Raw genomic sequence first — 15,969 nt, 5'->3', positions numbered from 1 at the left:
TCAAGTGCGCCGTCTACAACGTCAAGCGCCTGACGTGGCTGAAGGAGAACGTGCCGGCCTTCTGAGTCGCCGGCCGGCCCGCTCGCCGGGGCCGGTGTGGGGCTCGCAACACCTGCCTCCCGCTCTTCTTGGTCCCGCCGCCGCCTGCCTTGCCTGTGCGCGCCTCGCTGCGCATCAGCCGAGATCCCGCTCAGCTCACGTCTCGCTCAAAAACCGGTTTATCGAAGTTCCCTCTTGCACGGGCAGAGAGAAAGGGGAGCCTGTGGCACTGCAGGCCGTGAACCAAGCAACGGCAAAGCCAGCGAGCGGAAAGATGCCTGGAAGTGGAGCGTCCTGCAAATTGATGTTGATGCCGGCCAAGGAAGAAGTGCGGTTCTGGCGCAATCCGGGATGGTGACTCAGCTCACCCGACCTTCTTCGGAGGGAGAATCTCCACCGTACCAGAGCCGGTGGCAGCCGTCTGCTCAAGCACCTCCCGCCATTTGCCTTCGCTCCTCAGATGCTGCATCTCCTCGTGGGTATACGTGATCGATGGAGCGTAGAGGTTTTGCGGAATGGGCAGTGGTACGCCGTCCGCTCCAATCACTTGGCGGAAATGCCGCTCCTCGTCCACCACGGCCGTGATCACGCCTTCGCGCTCCATCTGCTCGATCAGGCGAACCGCCCGGTTGTAGCCGATGCGCAGATGACGCTGTACGAGCGAGATGGAGGCCACCTGATGGAGACGTACCAGGGCGACCCCCTGCTGCCAGAGTAGGTCGGGTGCCGCATCTCCTTCAAGGGCGCCTGACGTGCTGTTGGGTATGTGGGCCCAATCCTTTGGGATCAAGTCATCGGAGGATCTGGACATGGGGGCTCCAGGAAAAATGAATGAGTTTGCCGTCCTGCATGCCGCACAGCAAGCCCACCTAGGCAAAAGGGCGCGACCGGTACGTCGCGGACATGGGACGGAGTGATCCGGTGCTACCTCCCCGCCCCTTAAATTGGAGGGCGCTGCCTCCGTAAAAAACAGGTGTCCTCGATGATCTGGGAAGCAGATGTCGGATGCCCGAGCATGTGATCTTGATGTCTAAGCCTACAGATCGCGGCGCTGATGTACGCCAGCCGCGAGCACCACTATATCGGCGCCGTTGCGGTGAGCGTCGTGGCAGGCAAGGTCTTTAGGGGTGGCTGCCTTCGTGCCGCCCTCGATCTGCTTGACGAGGACGAGGTGAACCTGCTGTCCGAACGCATCTCCGGCGCGCTGCAGCCCGCGCACTGAAGCCAGCAGGCCGAGGCCTTCTCAGCCGCTGGTGACGCCGCAGCAGCGTCAGGGGCGCCGATATCGTCGGGCTCAGGCGCGGGTTTCCGCGTCCTCCCGGTGCGAACACTGTTCGGGCCATGGACCTCCAATTGAATCGAGAGCAGTTGCGACCCGTCGACTTCGGCGAGGTCGCGCTGCCGCTCGCGCGCATCTCCAAGCTCGTGCCCAGCGGTGGCGGCACGCTGATCTTCTACGACGAAGCGGGGGAATCCGCCTCCCACTTCATCGCCCTGCCTTACGAGCGGGCGGTGGCACTGTGGCTACGCACCCTCTACGGCAGCGCCGACACTACCGTGCCGGCGTCCCCGTGACCGCTCGGAGCGCACCCAGAGGCCGAAGGGCCTGCGGTTGCGCACCACTTGAGAGCGCACCGGCCCGCATCCGTTCACCAGCACCCCGGGCAGGCCGGGCTCGTGCGCGACGCGCCCGGCCGTCTCTCAGCTGATGCCGAGCCCCAGGCGCAAGTGACTCTTCTGGCTCGGTGCGCTGCACTGCACGCGCCAACGGCGCTTGCCCAACTTTCCGGCACTGCGCCGGCGGGTTTCTTCAATCTCGCGCGGTCACGCGGACTCGGCCATCTCGTCGTCCTCGACGGGTTTCTTCTGCGCGAGGGGGGAGGTGCCAGCGGCTGGCGCCGCGCTCGCCACTGCGGGCGTGTTGCCCGCGCTCATGCAGTCCTTGGCGGCCTGAGCGACACGGCTCGTGACCACGTCACCGTGAATGCGGCTCCACAGCGCCTCGATTGCCTCGTGGATTTGGTCGACGCCTGCATCCGCCGACACCGCCTCTTCCGCCCGCAGCACCCGTGAATAGGACGCCTTGATGGTCTGGCGGCCGCCCTTGATGGGTAGAGACTTGCGCAGCGCCTCGACGAACCCCTGCCGGTCAAAGCCCGTGTCCTGGCGCACCGGACCGACTTCGAGGATCAGGATCAGCTTCGCGCCATCGCAGAGCAGCCAGTACTGCACCGGGCAGGACACGCCCCAGCGCGCCTCGGCGACTTGGAAGCCGGACAGCTGCTTCCAGCTCGTGTCGACAAAGAAGATCTCGTTCGTGCGGCTCTTGAACTTGCTCAAGGTCGGGCGCTTTTCCTGCATTCGCGTGAAGGCCTCGCCCAGCACCGGCACGAAGCCGTGCTCGGCCACCAGGTCCAGCGCGACGCGGTGCTCAGCGTAGATGCGCCGGCAGGCATTGATCAGTTCATCGGATACCACGATTCTTCTCTCAATCAGTTCGACATAGTGTTGAATGGTGAGCGCCACCGCTGGCTGCAGCGTCTCGGTGGTCAACAGCCGCTTGAGTTCGACGGCGATCGCGCCGTAGCTCAGCGTGCCCCAGTGTTCGTCCTCACCGGCATAGCCATCGGGCGTGAGGAACGTGCCCATGAAACGGTAGTCGGGGTAGCGGCTCTGGGCGAGCTGGCGATAGTTCGTGAGCTGGTCGTCGCTTTCCGCGGCACCGATCTTGTTCTCAATGACAAACATCAGGCGCAGCGAGGGCAGTTGCACCGTGATGTCGAAGTGGTCGCGCTCGCAGTAGACGAGCGCATCGCTGCAGTCCGTCACCGCCAGCGTGAGCTTGGACAGCGGCGGCTTGGGATGGGCCGCGGCGGTCCTCGTCAGCACCGCGCGCAGAAACTTGTCGCCCAGCCCGTGTGTCTCCGACGGATTGAGCAGGAAGGCAAGGAGGCGCGAGTGGCGGATCTCCTGCCGCACCATGTTGACCGCCTCGAACAGGTTGAAGCGGCTGCCCAGGCCGAATTGGCGCTCGAATTCGCGCAGCGCTTCGAGCAGGGCCAGGAGTTCGTTTTCGTGTTCCATGTGTGGTTGTGCGGTGTACGGGCTTTGCGCGAGCGGCCCGCCACGCCGAGCGTTGCGCACGATGTCGCGGCGCCCAGGGCAGCAGGGCTGCTTGCGCGGCCACGTGGAGCGTGCATTGTGCTGTCGCGCACCGCACCGGGGTGCGCATCGCGATCGCTTGCGCGGTCCAAGTGTGGCGAGGTGGACACAACCGAGGCATTTGCATCTGCGCCAGCGTGCGCCGGGACACCGCGCCCGCGCGCCCCCGCTAGATTGGCTCCCGGCACATCGGCACGGAATTGAATCATGGTGGATCAGGCGCTCCTTGCACGCTCATCGACACGTGCTGCAGTGCGCGGCCTCTGGGGAGCTTCTAGAAACCTCGGCATGATGAGCGCATGAGCAGCAAGCAGACCAAGGCCACGCAGGATCAGGTGCCGCAGGGCGACATGTTCGTGCAGCACCACCGGGACGTGAAGTTGCAGCAATACACCGACAGCCTGGAGCGCATGGGCGAGCTGGTGGACTTCGAGCAGGTGGCAGCTGCGGTGGACGCAGCCTGCCCTCGGCCCGATCGCAGCAAGGGCGGACGGCCCCTGTATCCGACGCTCCTGATGGTCAAGGTGCTGTTCCTGCAGGCGCTATACAACTTGTCGGACGAGCAGGCCGAGCACCAACTGCTGGACCGGCGCAGCTTCCAGCGCTTCTGTGGCTTGGCCGACGAGCTGCGCATCCCGGACGCGCGCACCCTCTGGCTGTTCAAGCAGCGCCTCGTGCAGGGCGGGCTCGGCGCGCAGGCGATCTTCGAGGCGGTGCAGCAGCAGTTGCAGGCGCAGGGCTACATCCCGAGGGGCGGTCAGATCGTGGACGCCACCATCGTGCGCGCGCCCATCCAGCACCTCGACAAGGAAGAGAGGACACTCGTCCAGCAGGGCGCGGTGCCGCGGGAGTGGGGCGCGAAGAAGACGCGGCACAAGGACTGCGAGGCGCGCTGGACGAAGAAGCACGGCAAGAGCTTTCACGGCTACAAGCTGCACGCCAACGTCGACGAGCGCTACAAGCTCATCCGGCGCTACAAGGTCACGCCCGCGAACGTGGACGACGGCAACACGCTCGTGGAGGTGCTGGACAAGGCCAACACCGCTGCGCGGCTGTATGCCGACCGCGGCTACGACCGCCGAGCCAGCCGGGAATTGCTGGCCGGACAAGGCTGCAAGGATGGCATTGCAAGACGGGCGCCACCTGGCGAGAAACTCGGCCAGCGTGCCGAGGCGAGAAACAAGGCCATCAACCGGCGCCGCTCACGCGTCGAGCATGTTTTCGCCGGGCTGCAGCAGCTGGGCGGCAAGACGGTGCGCGCCATCGGGCTGGCCCGCAACGAACTCGCCATCGCGATCAAGTGCGCCGTCTACAACGTCAAGCGTCTGGCGTGGTTGAAGGAGAACGTGCCGGCCTTTTGAGGCCCGGCCGGCGCGCCCAGGTCGGTGCAGCGCTCGCGCCACCTACGCTGCCGATCTTCACCGTCCCGCAGTCGCCAGCCTCGCTGGCCGGTGCGCACCTTGCGCCCGCGCCAGCTGAGGCCCTGCTCAGAGCCCGCCAGGCTCGAAAACCGGTTTATCGAAGTCCCCTACTGCCTCGCCAACGCCGAGCACCTCTCGGCGCCCGCCGCTTCCGCATACAAGCGACACGACCCCCTCTCGCTCCATCCTCATGATCAAGCGCAATGCTTGGTTGTATCCGACGCGCAGGTGGCGCTGCACCAGTGCGACGGAGCATGAACCGCGTTGCCGTACCAGGGTGACCGCCTGGTCGTAGAGCGGGTCGGGGACGCTATCGTGTCCGGGTTCGGGTCCGCTCTTCGGGTGGTGCATCACACGATACTCCTTATGGACGGCGTCGCAAGCATCCCTCGCATCGCAAAAATGGCGAGAGCTGCGAGGGATGGTAGCCGAACACAGCCGCTCCGGGCAGTCGCGCGTCGTGCGGAAGCCAGGTGAGGCACTCCAAGGTGGATCTCCTAGTGAGCCAGTGGCTGTCTAGAATCCCTATCCGTGCTGCGAGGAATGAAGCTGCACGGTGGATTGACCAGCCGACCACCTCGGGAGGAGCCTAGAGGGCATGGCGTGACGTTCGGCTCGCCCTTTTCCTGATCAGATACCGCGCCCCGTGGAATTGTCGGAACAGCAGGACAGGCCGTGGCGTGGGCCGCGCAGAGCATGGAACCCACGCCGGGAGGGCAGGATGATCGAAGAACTGCAGAAAAGCGCGTGTGAGGCCTGGACCGGACCGCCACCGTGGAGTGTCGTGATGCTCGACGACGACTTCACGACATTCGACTTCGTTACCGAAGTGCTGATACGCCTCTACGGCAAGACCGAAGACGAGGCCGAGGAACTTGCCCTGAGAGTCCACTTCGAGGGGCGCGGGGTGGCGGGCACTTACACCAGGGAGATCGCCGAACAGAAGTGCGCAATGACGCTTGCGCTGGCGCACACCGCAGGGCACCCTCTGCGCACGGTGCTCGAGAAAGCCTCCTGATGCGAACCCGGCGCTGTACAGGCAAAGCCCTTTTCGACCGCCCTACTTGCTGTCTGCTTCTTGGCACCAAGGGCCTTCCCGGCATGGCGCCGCGCATGTGCGCAGTCCTTCAAGACCGGCTGGCGCGCCGCGGGGATGAATGACTCCGACCTGGCCTGCAGATCAGCGGGACTGTCCCCGCCCCTTGCTCTGTGGGTTACGCCTCCTCCAACGAAATAGAACATGCCTCAGTTGATCCAGCATATCGATGCCATTGCGCGCAAGAAGCAGCGCGACGTCCTCTACCTGATGTTTCCCCGGAAGAAGGACCGGCCGCCTCAGGACGTGGAAGATCTGCCACTGCGCCGGCAGATCATCGAGTGGCTCGAGCACGAGGGGATCGACTGGAAGCCCTGCGGCGGAATCGCGAGCGAGACTCGGATGGTGCCGTACCGCGGACAGATCTACGTCGACGTGCCCTTCGATCCCTCGGACCCGGCATACCAGAAGCTGCAGTCCTACCTGGAGCATCCCGATGGGACGATGAGGTTCGACGAGGCCCTCTTCTGCGCCCTGACACTGGATGTGGCCATGAAAAATGCCCATCACGACGAGCCCGGCTTCTGGGAGCGCTGGGCAGACGAATTCTGAGAGATGGGGTGCCTTTCGCCGGCTGCATTCAAGGAGGCCAGGGCGCTTGGCGTATCGTCGCGATCGGACCGACTCTTCGTAGATGACCGAGATTTCCGACTCGGTTGCGCGCTGGGCTGCAGGACAGCAGTGCGCCACTGACCGCACCCTGCCCCTGCGGCAGTCGGAGCACCGGGTGTAAAGCCCGCGTCTCTGCGAAGTTCTCCCTTTGTTCCCGTCAACCGGGTTTCATCTGGTAGCCGGCAGCGAGGAATTCGCAAGGCGTCGGTAGCGCCTCCCCAGGACGATAGATTCCGCGTCCGTACTTCTTGTAGAGCATCGCCAGGGCGAACAGCGGGCTGTACACGGGAGGTGCACTGCGGGTGAAACCTATGTAGGTCGCCGCCGGCGGGCAGGCCGAGTGAAACGCCTCGTGCACCGCCTGGAAGAAACGGTCCTCGCTGGTGGGCACGCCCTCGGGATCCGCCACGAGAACCACATGGCGTGAGCTTCTCCTTTCTTCGGCATCGATGAAAAAGCCGACCAGATCGCCGCGCCCGGCCTCCTCGGTGAGTTTGATTCGGACCCGGGGTGCCACACTCCTCTGCAGATAAAGGGGAAAGTGGATCAGGTCGAAGCTGTGCTTCTTCAAGGCCTCGTCGTCGGCTGGAATCTGGGTATTCACAAGCAATCCACCTTCCCTTCGGAATGACATTGCGCCTCCACATCGCGGATGCTGGGCCTGGTGTCCCGCACGGAGCCCTCGCGCTCGAATGCCCGGCTCGGTGTATTCAATATAGCTCGAACCGCTGCTGGCGGGCTGGCACGTCGGTCCTTGACTGCGGCCTGCACGACAGCCGCCACCGATTCGATCCCGGCCCCATCCTCTGCGACTTCCCAGCGTCAATCGCCGGTCCGCGAATGCCGGGGCTGGGTGGCGTGCAGAAGCGCCCGGCGAGGGCAGCATCGAGAAACCCGTGTTCTCCGGCGGCAGGCCTCACCCGCCTGCACATGGACATCGAGCGGCCCGCTCAGACCGCGCGCATGCGAGGCCGGGGCGGGAGGCCGCTCTCATGCGACAAAAACTGTCGCAAAAGCTCCACACACTGTAGACCCCAAAACCCTCTAGGAGAGCCCAGATGGCCTACGAAGTCCTGCGAGACAGACAAGGGCGGCGCATCGCCGAAATCGAAACCCGCGGGGACGGAAAGCAGGTGATCCGCGACCCGCTCGGGCGGCGACTGGGAGAGTACGACCCGAAGTCGAACGTGACGCGAGACGCGCAAGGCCGACGCGTTGGCGAAGGCAACCTGCTGGTGTCGCTGCTTGACTGAAACACGGCCGCCCTGCGCCCCCCTGCGATGAGCCCGGGGGCCAGTCGGCCGCCCTTGACGCCTCTTGTGATGAGCCCATGGCCCTCCGGCTCGCCCTGAGAACCGTGCGCCGGTCGCACACCGGCATCGGCCGGGCCATGCCCTACGGGCCGACTGCAGTGGCACCGCTTCCTCAAGTCAACGGCGTCAGGATGCATGCCGAGCCCTCGGGGCCGCACCTCCAGTTCCCCCGCTTACCTCATCTCGAACACCGCCTGCCTCGTTAAGAACGGCAGGCGCGCCCCCGGTGTGAGCAGGAACGCATGGTCCCGCCTCACGACGAGATCGGACTCGCAGCCGCCATCGGTGATGAGCAGCACAGGACCGTCCTTCGGGAAGTCGGGGCGCGTCTCCAGCAAGGTCACGGCCGCCTGGAGGGCCGTGCCGCCCCGGCCGCGCACCTTCACCCGCGCCGCCAGCGCCTCGATCGGCACGTAGCCTTCGTCGTAGGGCACTGCATCGCAGTAGACGAGCCGCACCTGCCTCACGTCCTGAGCCATCGCATAGCTCGTGATCGCTCCAATCGCCTTGCCGATCACCTCCCGGCACATCGACGCGCTGGTATCCAGCACGACCCCGAAGGTACGTGCGAGGCGCTCGTCGTCCGGAGCGATGAGGCCCGGACGCGGAATCTCCGGCGTCGCAGACTGCCGACGCGAGGGACGCGCATAGCTGCGCCGCGGCTGCGATAGCGGAAAACGCTCCCGCATCCACTCCGCCAGACGCGCCTGCCAGGGAATCGGAGGATGGGCGAGCACGCGGATGTCCTCCACCAGACCTGCGGGCAGCGTGCCGCGGCCTTGCGCGATGTGCCAATCGAGCCCTTGCGCCAGCGCGCGACGCCAGAAGTCGTCGCGGTCATCCCGCCCCTCCTCCTGCGGCCCTCCCTCGAGCATGTCGACCGCTGCACCACGCAGCGTGCGCAGTCGGCGCTGCCCACGCACATCGGAGGCGATATGCCGGTAGATATCCTCGGCTGCCCGGCCGGCGAACTGTGCATCGAGCAAGGCACCCTCGGGCGGCACGCCGAGCCTCATCTCGACCAGCCAGTGGTTGATGACGAGGTCGCAGGCAACGTTCCACAGGAACGGATCGCGGCCCTGGCGGCGGCTCGCATGACAAAGGCCCGCATGCAGCGCCTCGTGCGCCAGCACGAACTTCGCCTGCTCGAGGTTCAGCCGGGCCAAGGGGTTGACGTAGATCTCGCCGAGACCGGTGTGAATGGCGGCAACGCCGATCTGCATCCCTTGGCAGACGGCCACGTCCTCGACCACCTCGAAACGGCTCAGGAGCGCGCCGAGCAGCGGATGGTGAGCGACGAGCGAGCGGCGGGCACGCGCAACTGCCCCTTCGGGATCGCCATTGCGCGTGCCAGCCGTTTCATCATGGCGGGCACGCAATGCCTGTCGTGCATTGTCGACGAGGGCTGCCGCAAACAGTTCCTCCGGCGTTTCCGACTGAATCCACAGCGACGGCTCGACCAGACCGACGCCGTTCGAACGCATCAGCACCTGCTCCCCAGCGCCGGACAGTCCCCAGTCGTTGGGAAAGCGGGCCGAAAGCGGCTCGAACTCGAGCCGCTTGGCAATCTCCTCCAGGGACAGCCGTCCCCAGTCGAGGAGTTCCGGGGAGACATCGAGCCGCTCCGGCAGGCAGCCGAGGCGCAGCGATTGCCACCAATGCAGCGCGGCCAACTGTGCCGCGAGATCCGACAGGCGCGAGGGGACGGGAAGGCGGCGCGGTCCCCCAAGCGCCAGCACCAAGGTCGCGAGCGACAGCACACCGAGCCAGGTCTGCACGTCCAGTTCGAATCGGTCGTTCACCAGGAGAGACTCCCGGCCCTCGATCCAGCAGTAGGCGCCGCGCACTGGCAGCACGTCGGGACCGCGCCGGCCGGAAACCCGCGCGATGCTGATGCCGCGTGCAACTGGGCCGAGCAGATGGTGACTGCGCAGCAGGCCAATGGCGGCAGTGCATGCGTCGGTCTGCGCCAGCTCCTTGCGCTGCCTCTTCTTACTCATGCCTTGGCCTTCTGCATCAGCCTAGGCAGCTCGCGTGCGATATCGAGCACGAACCAGTCGGGTACACGTACGCCGTCGTCGTTTTCCGCGAGCACCGACTGCGCCAGCTCGGCATCGATGCGCGCGAGCGACTTGAGGGCTTCGCGCGCTGCCGACGCCAGCTCGCGTGATTCCCGCCCCACTCCGGCCTCCTTGCGGGGCAGCTCGCTGACCAGCATGTCTCTCAGACTCTGAGTGAGGAAGTAGGCAAGGTCCCGGTCCTCGGGCGCCTCCGGCCATCGGCCCTCGCCCTTGAGGATGCGGTGAACGCTGAAGCGGTTGCGCACCTGCTTCAGGAACGCCTTGAACCCGATCGCGTGTTCCCGCGTGAGGCACCCGAACAGCACGGCGTCGAGATGCTCGGCGGAGATGCCCTCGCCGAAGGAGTGGAGCGCGTCGCTCACGCAGTGCCAGCTGCGCGGCGTCGAGAAAGGCTCTTCCTTCGCGGGCGGCACCTCGGTGGCGAGCTGCGTCGGGCGGCTGCGGATGTAGTCGAGGACCCACGGATGGATGTCATGCGACTGGGCCCATTCGAGCCATTCGCGGTGCGAGGCCTTCAGGTGCACGTGCACCATGCGATTGACCAGCGCGCTCGGCATCTGCCGGGCGAGCGCACCATCCTGCGCGCGGTTGCCGGCGCCGATGACGACCGTGCCGGCGGGCAGGCGGTAGTCGCCGATGCGCTGCTCGAGGATCAGGCTGTAGAAAGCCTTCTGGATCTCGGGGCTCGCCGCATTGAGCTCGTCGATGAAAAGCACGAAACCTCGCTCGCGCACAATCATCGCGGGCGGGCAGAAGCGGCTCACGCCGCCGTCAATCTTCGGGATGCCGATCAGGTCCTCCGCGGCGAGTTGCGAGCCGAGCAGCGAAACGCACTCGAGCCCGAGCTGCTCCGCGAACTGCTCGACGAGCGAGCTCTTGCCAACTCCCGGGGGACCCCAGATGAATACCGGCCGGCACACCGCCACATGCAGCAGGAAGTCCTGGACTTGGCGCAGCGAAAGCGTAATTTGCGAGTTCATGATGTCCGTGTCCTCCGATCTTGCCGATGTCCAGCCGCCGGCAATGCCGTGCAGGCTCGAACTCCAGGCTGGGGCGCCGGACGGTTGCCGCGGCGGTGCACGCGGCAACCGCCCATGCCCTGCCGTCCCGCAGGCGCCTGCCTCATCTTCCAGGGAGGAATTCGATGCTCAGTACGCCCATCTGGAGCGTGCTGCCCAGCGAGGCATCGAGCGCCACCCCGAAGCACCCCTCGGCCCGGTCCGACAGGGTTCGTACAACGGCCTTCATCGCACGCCCCGTCTCCCTCAGGCTCAGAACCTCGCTGCCTCCCCGAAACCCCACAACGACACCGTGCGCCTGACCGCGGCCGACTGCCCCGAGAAGCGGACGATCGAGGACATGTGCCACGTCCTCCTCGCTCCAGGATCTCGCTTGCGTCGCGGAGAACCCGAAGGCTGCACGGCCCCCTCTCCCCAGGAGAAAGCGCAGATCGTCCAGGTCGACGCTCACCTTCCCTTCCTCGCAAACGAGGCGAGTGACGAAGTCGTAAAAACACCGGAACCGCAGCGCTTCGGCGCCTGTGGGCAGTCGAGCGCCAGCCGTACCTGCACGGTCCGTCCCCCCGGCCCCGAGCACGGTCACGCCGCAGGCCTGAAGAGCCCCGGTCATCGTCCCTACCCCTCCCTCGCGCTCAGCGGCCTGCCCCGAAGGCTCGACGAGGACTGCCAGAACAACGCTTCCGCAACGCACTGCCTCGTAGGCCAGCGCGAAGGCGGCTTCGCCGTTTTCATCCTCGTGCAGGGATGCGACAACGAAAACCAGGTCGATGCCTTCCACCGCCTCCTTCATTTGGGACAGGGGCAACGGGCGGCTCCCCGCTTCCAGACCGGACGCCGCCACGCCGCCGGTGCAGTCCGTTGCCATGCTCCCTCCCTCCCCCGTGCAAGCCCCCTCCGGGGCGAAGCGCCGGACGCTCAGTGCACCGTCCTCGACAATGAGCGCCCGCTGGAGGTAGGGAAGCCCTTCGGGCAACTCCGAGAACATCGCCTTTGCCGTCGCGCCTGCTGCTACCAGGGCGACACGCGGCATCGGATGAACCTGGGTTGCTCTCGTGCCGCGGTTTTTCATGTCTTCCATCTTCATCTCTCCTCTCACGAATGCTGCCGGTGTCCGTCCATTCCCCGCCTCGGAGAACATGCACGGCCCGGTAAGCGTCGCCCTTGCCCAGATCCACTTCCCAACTCACCCGATGCGCCGCCTGTGACGCCTGCGCAGGACCTGTCCGCGCCCAAGGCCTTTCGCCTACTGGAGCAGCGCGGGAGCCGGAGGCAAGGCATTCCCTGCGCCGTAAGGCACATGTCCGCAGGGGACGAACCTTGCAGCCGACTCGATGTTGGGCAGGCCATCGTCAAGGAACAGGTCCACCTCCATTGCGCCGAGGATCGGGCCCTTGGGAGCACCACAGCAGAACACTGCCTCGTCGAGGCGCACGCCCCAGCCGTGCAGGGTGCGGGTCACTCTCTCATGACAGGTTGCGCCTCTCGCCGTCACCAGTGCGATGGCGAGACGGTCGCCCACGAGCTTCTGCACCCTGGCCAGGTCGGCAATCACGGGGCGGAAGGGACCTGCGCCCAACGGCCTGTGGGCATTCCTCAGCTCGAACGCCACGAAGGCCTCGACGCCGTGGCGGCGATTGACGAGCTCCGCCTCGTCCGAGAAGAGCACTGCGTCGCCGTCGAAGGCGATGCGCACCGTTGCGTCCTGACTGGTCCGCACCGAAGCAGACGGCATCACCAGCGTCGCGGCGGCCAGTCCCCGAGACAGCGCCAAGCGCACATCCTCTGCATGCCGGGAGAGGAAGAGCCGCACGTCGAGCGCTTGCAGCATGGCTTGGCGGGACCGTCCCTGTGTGAAGACGCAACGCTCGATGCCGAGTCGGTGATGCCGGAGGGACCGCATCAGGCGCGTGCCGGCTTGCGGCGAACTGCGCGACACGAGTGCCACATCCACCAGAGGCGGCCGGCCGGGGACGTTGAGCCCGAGCAGCTTGCGCACAAGCCCGAAAGCCGGGCCGGCCGGCAGCGCCTCCCCCTCGGTTCGCCTCATGTATTCGTCGAAGGCCGCGGCCCCCTTTCTGACGAAGATCTCATGGGCCGACTCGAGATCGAAGAGGGCACGAGCGGAAACCGCAATCCTGAACACGTATGGGGCTCTCCTTAAAGGCGGGAAAAAGGGGCCACGCGATGACCGGCACATGGCTCACGCCTGTGCCCGTCAGCCGACACAGTCAGCTTATCTAGAGCATGCGACGTATTTTGTCGCTTCAGTAGCGCGGCAATGCACTGCTCGCCAGTGCTCGGGACCACGCAGCATTCCCTCATCGCTCCTGCGACGACAGAGACAGAGACAGGGACGGGACGGGACGGGACGGGACGGGTCGGGACGGGTCGGGACGGGTCGGCCACGCTATCAGACCGAAGTGCCGTTCGGGGCTCGCGTTGCACTCAGGGTGCCTCCTCCCACCTGCACAACGAGATCGGGCTCGAAGTCAGGATTCAGCGCATGGCCAACATAGCCGCGCGGATTGGAAATCACGCGGGTGCGACCGATGCGGTAGTCGTTGCTATGGTGCAGATGGCCGTGGATCCACAGATCGGGTTGGAACGACCTGATGAGATCTTCCAGGCTGCTGGCGTAGTAGCACAGCATTGGGTCCCCCCCGTCCTCCTCGTCAGCGCTCCATTCGCTCGGCGCATGGTGTGTGACGACGATCGTCTTGCCGTCGAACGGCGCCGAGAGCCATCCTTCGATCAGCCGTAGCGAATGTTCGTGTTCCCTCAGCACTCGCGCCGCGCTCAGTGCCGCCGCGCCGTTCTTCTCGACAATCATGCCGTAGTCGTTCATGGAGCGAGCTGCCTCCCTCATCGATCTGCATTGCTCGCCGTAGAGATTGAAGTCGGTCCAGAGCGTCGCACCGATGAAGCGGCAGCCATTCGTCTCGTACTTGCGGTTGTGCAAGCTGTGAACTCCATGGTTTTCGCATTCCGTCGCGAACCCGGCATAGAAGCGATCCATGTCCTGTCCGTACAACTCGTGATTTCCCGGCACATAGAAGACGTCGGTCCCCTTGAAGCACGAAGCGGCCCAGCGCACGGCTTCATAGCCGACGCCAATGTCGCCCGCCAGAATGACGGCATCGCAGTCAGGAGGCGCGCGATGGTCCAGGCCGCCGAACTCCAGATGGATGTCGCTCAGTATGTTCAACTTCATATGCCAATCACCTCTTGGCGCGAGCCTTATTGCAAAAATCGCCTCGGAAAACAAATCCCCTTGGTCTTGAATGAGCTGATGCCCAAGGCGCCGTCTCAAGCTGATCAAGCCAATGTCAAGCGTTGGAGCAGGGCAGTTCCAGCACACGGCAATTGACGCCGCACCCTATCACTCACGCTGCCCAAGCCTTCAACCATTTCATCTTGCCCTCTACCCGAGGAGGACTTTGCCAGCCGTTCCAAGCCCTCCAAATACGACACCCTGCCGCAGTGATGGCTACAGAATATTGGGGGCGGATCGGAGAAGGTCACAACATTATTTCAGGTGACTTTCAACCCACCCCGCCAGTGGCAATCTTACAGGCCTATCACGTTTCGAAAGCATGCAAGCCTTGCACGGAGCGCTTTTTTCTTCAGAGCCAATAAGACTCCTCAGGCGTACCGGCTTGGCCGAAAAACTGAACTTGCTGGAGCGTCAATCCTCGACGACGACAATCCGACATCAGCATGTAGACCAATTCGTCATGTGAAAACTTTTCTCCGTTCCACACCGCAAAACTGACCGGATGAAGGGCCCCCTCGTCGTCAGAAGCGGTTCCAACAATTTGCTTGAAGCTGCTAGATATATCTAATCTCCTTTTCCGAGATTGAGTCTTCCGCCAATCATTTGATCGGCAATCCTTTCTGGAGGCCGCGTATCGATAATTGATTTATGGCTGCCTTTAAGGCGATTCTTGATATTGCAGCTGCACCCCCGCAGTTAAGCCCCGATCATTAATTTCCGGACGCAGAGCCACTTCTCCTGCCCTTCAAGGAATGACTGATATCACCCAAGAATGTATTGCGCCGCCTGCCACCTGATGAACAAGACATGCATGTCCCCAGCTTAATTTCTATAGCTGACTTTGACCGCTGCACTGCAACACCAGGAGCATTGGCAATAAAATTCCATTCAGATCCCAACTTATGGGACAAAAAATACCATTCGTTCATCCGTTGCGTACAGGAAGCGGAATTAAAGGAAGATTCTCTAGAATCCTGAATCACCCTATGGCGACACGAATGTGGGCAACTTTCCTTCCCCGGCGCAAAAATATTCTCCCCTCCAAATGCGACAAAACTCGTCGCATAGCTTTCGCGCCAAGCGGCTTTGCTGCGGAAACGGGAGGCAGGAGGCGGAAGCGTATGCGCGCGGTGATCCCAGGCTTGACGCCCAGTGCGGTGATCAGCAGGCGGTGACGGGAGGCTTCCAGCGGTGGGGCAACAGCTCGGCGATGCGGCTGGCGGGCTGTGTGGGCAGCCGGGTCATCACATCCTTGAGGTAGGCGTAGGGATCGTGCCCGTTCAGGCGCGCCGAGTGCACCAGGCTCATGATGGCTGCGGCCCGCTTGCCCGCGCGCAAGCTGCCGGCGAACAACCAGTTCGATCTGCCAAGGGCAATCGGGCGGATTTGGTTTTCCACCCAGTTCTGGTCGATGGGCAGCTCGCCGTCGCCGATGTAGCGGATCAACGCCGCCCAGCGCTTGAGCGAGTAATCGATTGAGCGAGTAATCGATGGCCTTGGCAGTGGCCGATCCATCGGGCACCGCTTTTCGCTGCTGCATGAGCCACTGATGCAGTGCATCGGCCAGCGGCCGGGAGCGGGCCTGTCGCACGGCTTGGCGCTCAAGGGGCCGCAGCTCCTGCACCTCGCGCTCGACGGCGTAGAGCTGGCCGAAGAACTTCAACGCCTGCTCGCCCACGCGGCTGCCGTGGTTGGCCCACAGCTCGTGGTACTTGCGCCGTGCGTGCGCCATGCAGCCGGCTTCCGTGACGCCCAGCTCGAAGCAGGCCTTGTAGCCGCTGTAGTCGTCCGTCACCAAGCGCCCGTTCCAGCCCTGGCCGTCCCTGAGCCCGAGGAAGTCGCGCACATGCTGCCCGGCGCGGCTCTCGGCGAAGTCGAAGACGACGGCCTGCACGGCGCTGTAGCGCGTCGTGCAGTAGCTCCAGATGTAGGCGCGGTGCGTCTTGCCGAGT

Annotated in this window: 15 protein-coding genes and 1 pseudogene; 6 read left to right on the top strand and 10 right to left on the bottom strand. The window is 64.6% G+C overall.

What is annotated here, in order from left to right; genetic code table 11:
- Window positions 1–403: 403 nt before the first annotated feature.
- Entirely contained in the window at window positions 404–850 is a 447-nt protein-coding gene (locus D3A59_RS26935) for a DNA translocase FtsK (protein WP_119157767.1), read from the bottom strand.
- Between the two features lie 243 nt (window positions 851–1,093).
- Here D3A59_RS26935 and D3A59_RS25660 point away from each other — a divergent pair, with 243 nt between their 5' ends.
- Both D3A59_RS25660 and D3A59_RS23590 read left to right on the top strand, forming a co-directional pair.
- Complete coding sequence (locus D3A59_RS25660) at window positions 1,094–1,261, top strand: hypothetical protein (protein ID WP_157991672.1); 168 nt, start codon at window positions 1,094–1,096, stop codon at window positions 1,259–1,261.
- 146 nt (window positions 1,262–1,407) lie between these two features.
- Window positions 1,408–1,614, top strand: coding sequence for a hypothetical protein (locus D3A59_RS23590; RefSeq protein ID WP_119157766.1), 207 nt, complete (start codon window positions 1,408–1,410; stop codon window positions 1,612–1,614).
- A gap of 249 nt (window positions 1,615–1,863) precedes the next feature.
- Here D3A59_RS23590 and D3A59_RS23585 read toward each other — a convergent pair whose 3' ends face one another.
- On the bottom strand, window positions 1,864–3,123 hold the full coding sequence (locus D3A59_RS23585) for a PDDEXK-like family protein (RefSeq protein WP_119157765.1): 1,260 nt from the start codon (window positions 3,121–3,123) through the stop codon (window positions 1,864–1,866).
- Window positions 3,124–3,500: 377 nt separating this feature from the next.
- Between D3A59_RS23585 and D3A59_RS23580 the strand changes: the two genes are divergently transcribed.
- On the top strand, window positions 3,501–4,562 hold the full coding sequence (locus D3A59_RS23580; protein WP_119157764.1) for an IS5 family transposase: 1,062 nt from the start codon (window positions 3,501–3,503) through the stop codon (window positions 4,560–4,562).
- Between the two features lie 126 nt (window positions 4,563–4,688).
- Here D3A59_RS23580 and D3A59_RS26930 read toward each other — a convergent pair whose 3' ends face one another.
- The gene (locus D3A59_RS26930; protein ID WP_119157763.1) at window positions 4,689–4,973 is read right to left on the bottom strand and encodes a DNA translocase FtsK; all 285 of its coding nucleotides are present in this window, start codon (window positions 4,971–4,973) and stop codon (window positions 4,689–4,691) included.
- 370 nt (window positions 4,974–5,343) lie between these two features.
- On the opposite strand from D3A59_RS26930, the gene D3A59_RS23570 reads away from it, so the two are divergent.
- Together D3A59_RS23570 and D3A59_RS23565 are read left to right on the top strand one after the other, a co-directional pair.
- Window positions 5,344–5,640, top strand: a complete 297-nt coding sequence (locus D3A59_RS23570; RefSeq protein WP_119157762.1) for an ATP-dependent Clp protease adaptor ClpS — start codon at window positions 5,344–5,346, stop codon at window positions 5,638–5,640.
- Window positions 5,641–5,862: 222 nt separating this feature from the next.
- Window positions 5,863–6,270, top strand: coding sequence for a hypothetical protein (locus tag D3A59_RS23565; protein WP_119157761.1), 408 nt, complete (start codon window positions 5,863–5,865; stop codon window positions 6,268–6,270).
- Window positions 6,271–6,487: 217 nt separating this feature from the next.
- Here the strand turns inward: D3A59_RS23565 and D3A59_RS23560 are convergent, their stop codons facing one another.
- Window positions 6,488–6,934, bottom strand: a complete 447-nt coding sequence (locus D3A59_RS23560) for a hypothetical protein (protein ID WP_157991670.1) — start codon at window positions 6,932–6,934, stop codon at window positions 6,488–6,490.
- Window positions 6,935–7,388: 454 nt separating this feature from the next.
- On the opposite strand from D3A59_RS23560, the gene D3A59_RS23555 reads away from it, so the two are divergent.
- Entirely contained in the window at window positions 7,389–7,583 is a 195-nt protein-coding gene (locus D3A59_RS23555) for a hypothetical protein (RefSeq protein WP_119157759.1), read from the top strand.
- 233 nt (window positions 7,584–7,816) lie between these two features.
- Here D3A59_RS23555 and D3A59_RS23550 read toward each other — a convergent pair whose 3' ends face one another.
- From D3A59_RS23550 to tnpC, 6 genes and pseudogenes are all read right to left on the bottom strand, one after another.
- The gene (locus tag D3A59_RS23550) at window positions 7,817–9,643 is read right to left on the bottom strand and encodes a vWA domain-containing protein (protein ID WP_119157758.1); all 1,827 of its coding nucleotides are present in this window, start codon (window positions 9,641–9,643) and stop codon (window positions 7,817–7,819) included.
- Window positions 9,640–10,812 carry an AAA family ATPase gene (locus D3A59_RS23545; RefSeq protein ID WP_240636188.1) on the bottom strand — a complete coding sequence of 391 codons (1,173 nt, stop codon included), beginning with the start codon at window positions 10,810–10,812 and terminating at the stop codon, window positions 9,640–9,642. Before D3A59_RS23545 ends, D3A59_RS23550 begins: the two co-directional genes overlap by 4 nt.
- A gap of 34 nt (window positions 10,813–10,846) precedes the next feature.
- On the bottom strand, window positions 10,847–11,827 hold the full coding sequence (locus D3A59_RS23540) for an FtsZ/tubulin family protein (protein ID WP_157991669.1): 981 nt from the start codon (window positions 11,825–11,827) through the stop codon (window positions 10,847–10,849).
- 159 nt (window positions 11,828–11,986) lie between these two features.
- Window positions 11,987–12,886 carry a 5'-nucleotidase gene (locus D3A59_RS23535; protein ID WP_205665265.1) on the bottom strand — a complete coding sequence of 300 codons (900 nt, stop codon included), beginning with the start codon at window positions 12,884–12,886 and terminating at the stop codon, window positions 11,987–11,989.
- 267 nt (window positions 12,887–13,153) lie between these two features.
- Window positions 13,154–13,954, bottom strand: coding sequence for a metallophosphoesterase (locus D3A59_RS23530; protein ID WP_119157754.1), 801 nt, complete (start codon window positions 13,952–13,954; stop codon window positions 13,154–13,156).
- Window positions 13,955–15,178: 1,224 nt separating this feature from the next.
- A pseudogene (gene tnpC, locus D3A59_RS23525) lies at window positions 15,179–15,969 on the bottom strand (IS66 family transposase); the annotation flags it as partial.

It is taken from the genome of Caldimonas tepidiphila (genome assembly GCF_003569765.1).
In the GTDB taxonomy this organism is placed as follows: domain Bacteria; phylum Pseudomonadota; class Gammaproteobacteria; order Burkholderiales; family Burkholderiaceae_C; genus Caldimonas; species Caldimonas tepidiphila.
Note: the sequence above shows the minus strand (reverse complement) of the source record. Positions and strands in the feature narration are given on the sequence as shown.

Coding starts and splice junctions, on each gene's coding strand:
- D3A59_RS26935 (WP_119157767.1), bottom strand. CDS start 850: ATGTCCAGATCCTCCGATGACTTGATCCCAAAGGATTGGGCCCACATA.
- D3A59_RS25660 (WP_157991672.1), top strand. CDS start 1,094: ATGTACGCCAGCCGCGAGCACCACTATATCGGCGCCGTTGCGGTGAGC.
- D3A59_RS23585 (WP_119157765.1), bottom strand. CDS start 3,123: ATGGAACACGAAAACGAACTCCTGGCCCTGCTCGAAGCGCTGCGCGAA.
- D3A59_RS23580 (WP_119157764.1), top strand. CDS start 3,501: ATGAGCAGCAAGCAGACCAAGGCCACGCAGGATCAGGTGCCGCAGGGC.
- D3A59_RS26930 (WP_119157763.1), bottom strand. CDS start 4,973: ATGCACCACCCGAAGAGCGGACCCGAACCCGGACACGATAGCGTCCCC.
- D3A59_RS23570 (WP_119157762.1), top strand. CDS start 5,344: ATGATCGAAGAACTGCAGAAAAGCGCGTGTGAGGCCTGGACCGGACCG.
- D3A59_RS23565 (WP_119157761.1), top strand. CDS start 5,863: ATGCCTCAGTTGATCCAGCATATCGATGCCATTGCGCGCAAGAAGCAG.
- D3A59_RS23555 (WP_119157759.1), top strand. CDS start 7,389: ATGGCCTACGAAGTCCTGCGAGACAGACAAGGGCGGCGCATCGCCGAA.
- D3A59_RS23550 (WP_119157758.1), bottom strand. CDS start 9,643: ATGAGTAAGAAGAGGCAGCGCAAGGAGCTGGCGCAGACCGACGCATGC.
- D3A59_RS23540 (WP_157991669.1), bottom strand. CDS start 11,827: ATGAAGATGGAAGACATGAAAAACCGCGGCACGAGAGCAACCCAGGTT.
- D3A59_RS23530 (WP_119157754.1), bottom strand. CDS start 13,954: ATGAAGTTGAACATACTGAGCGACATCCATCTGGAGTTCGGCGGCCTG.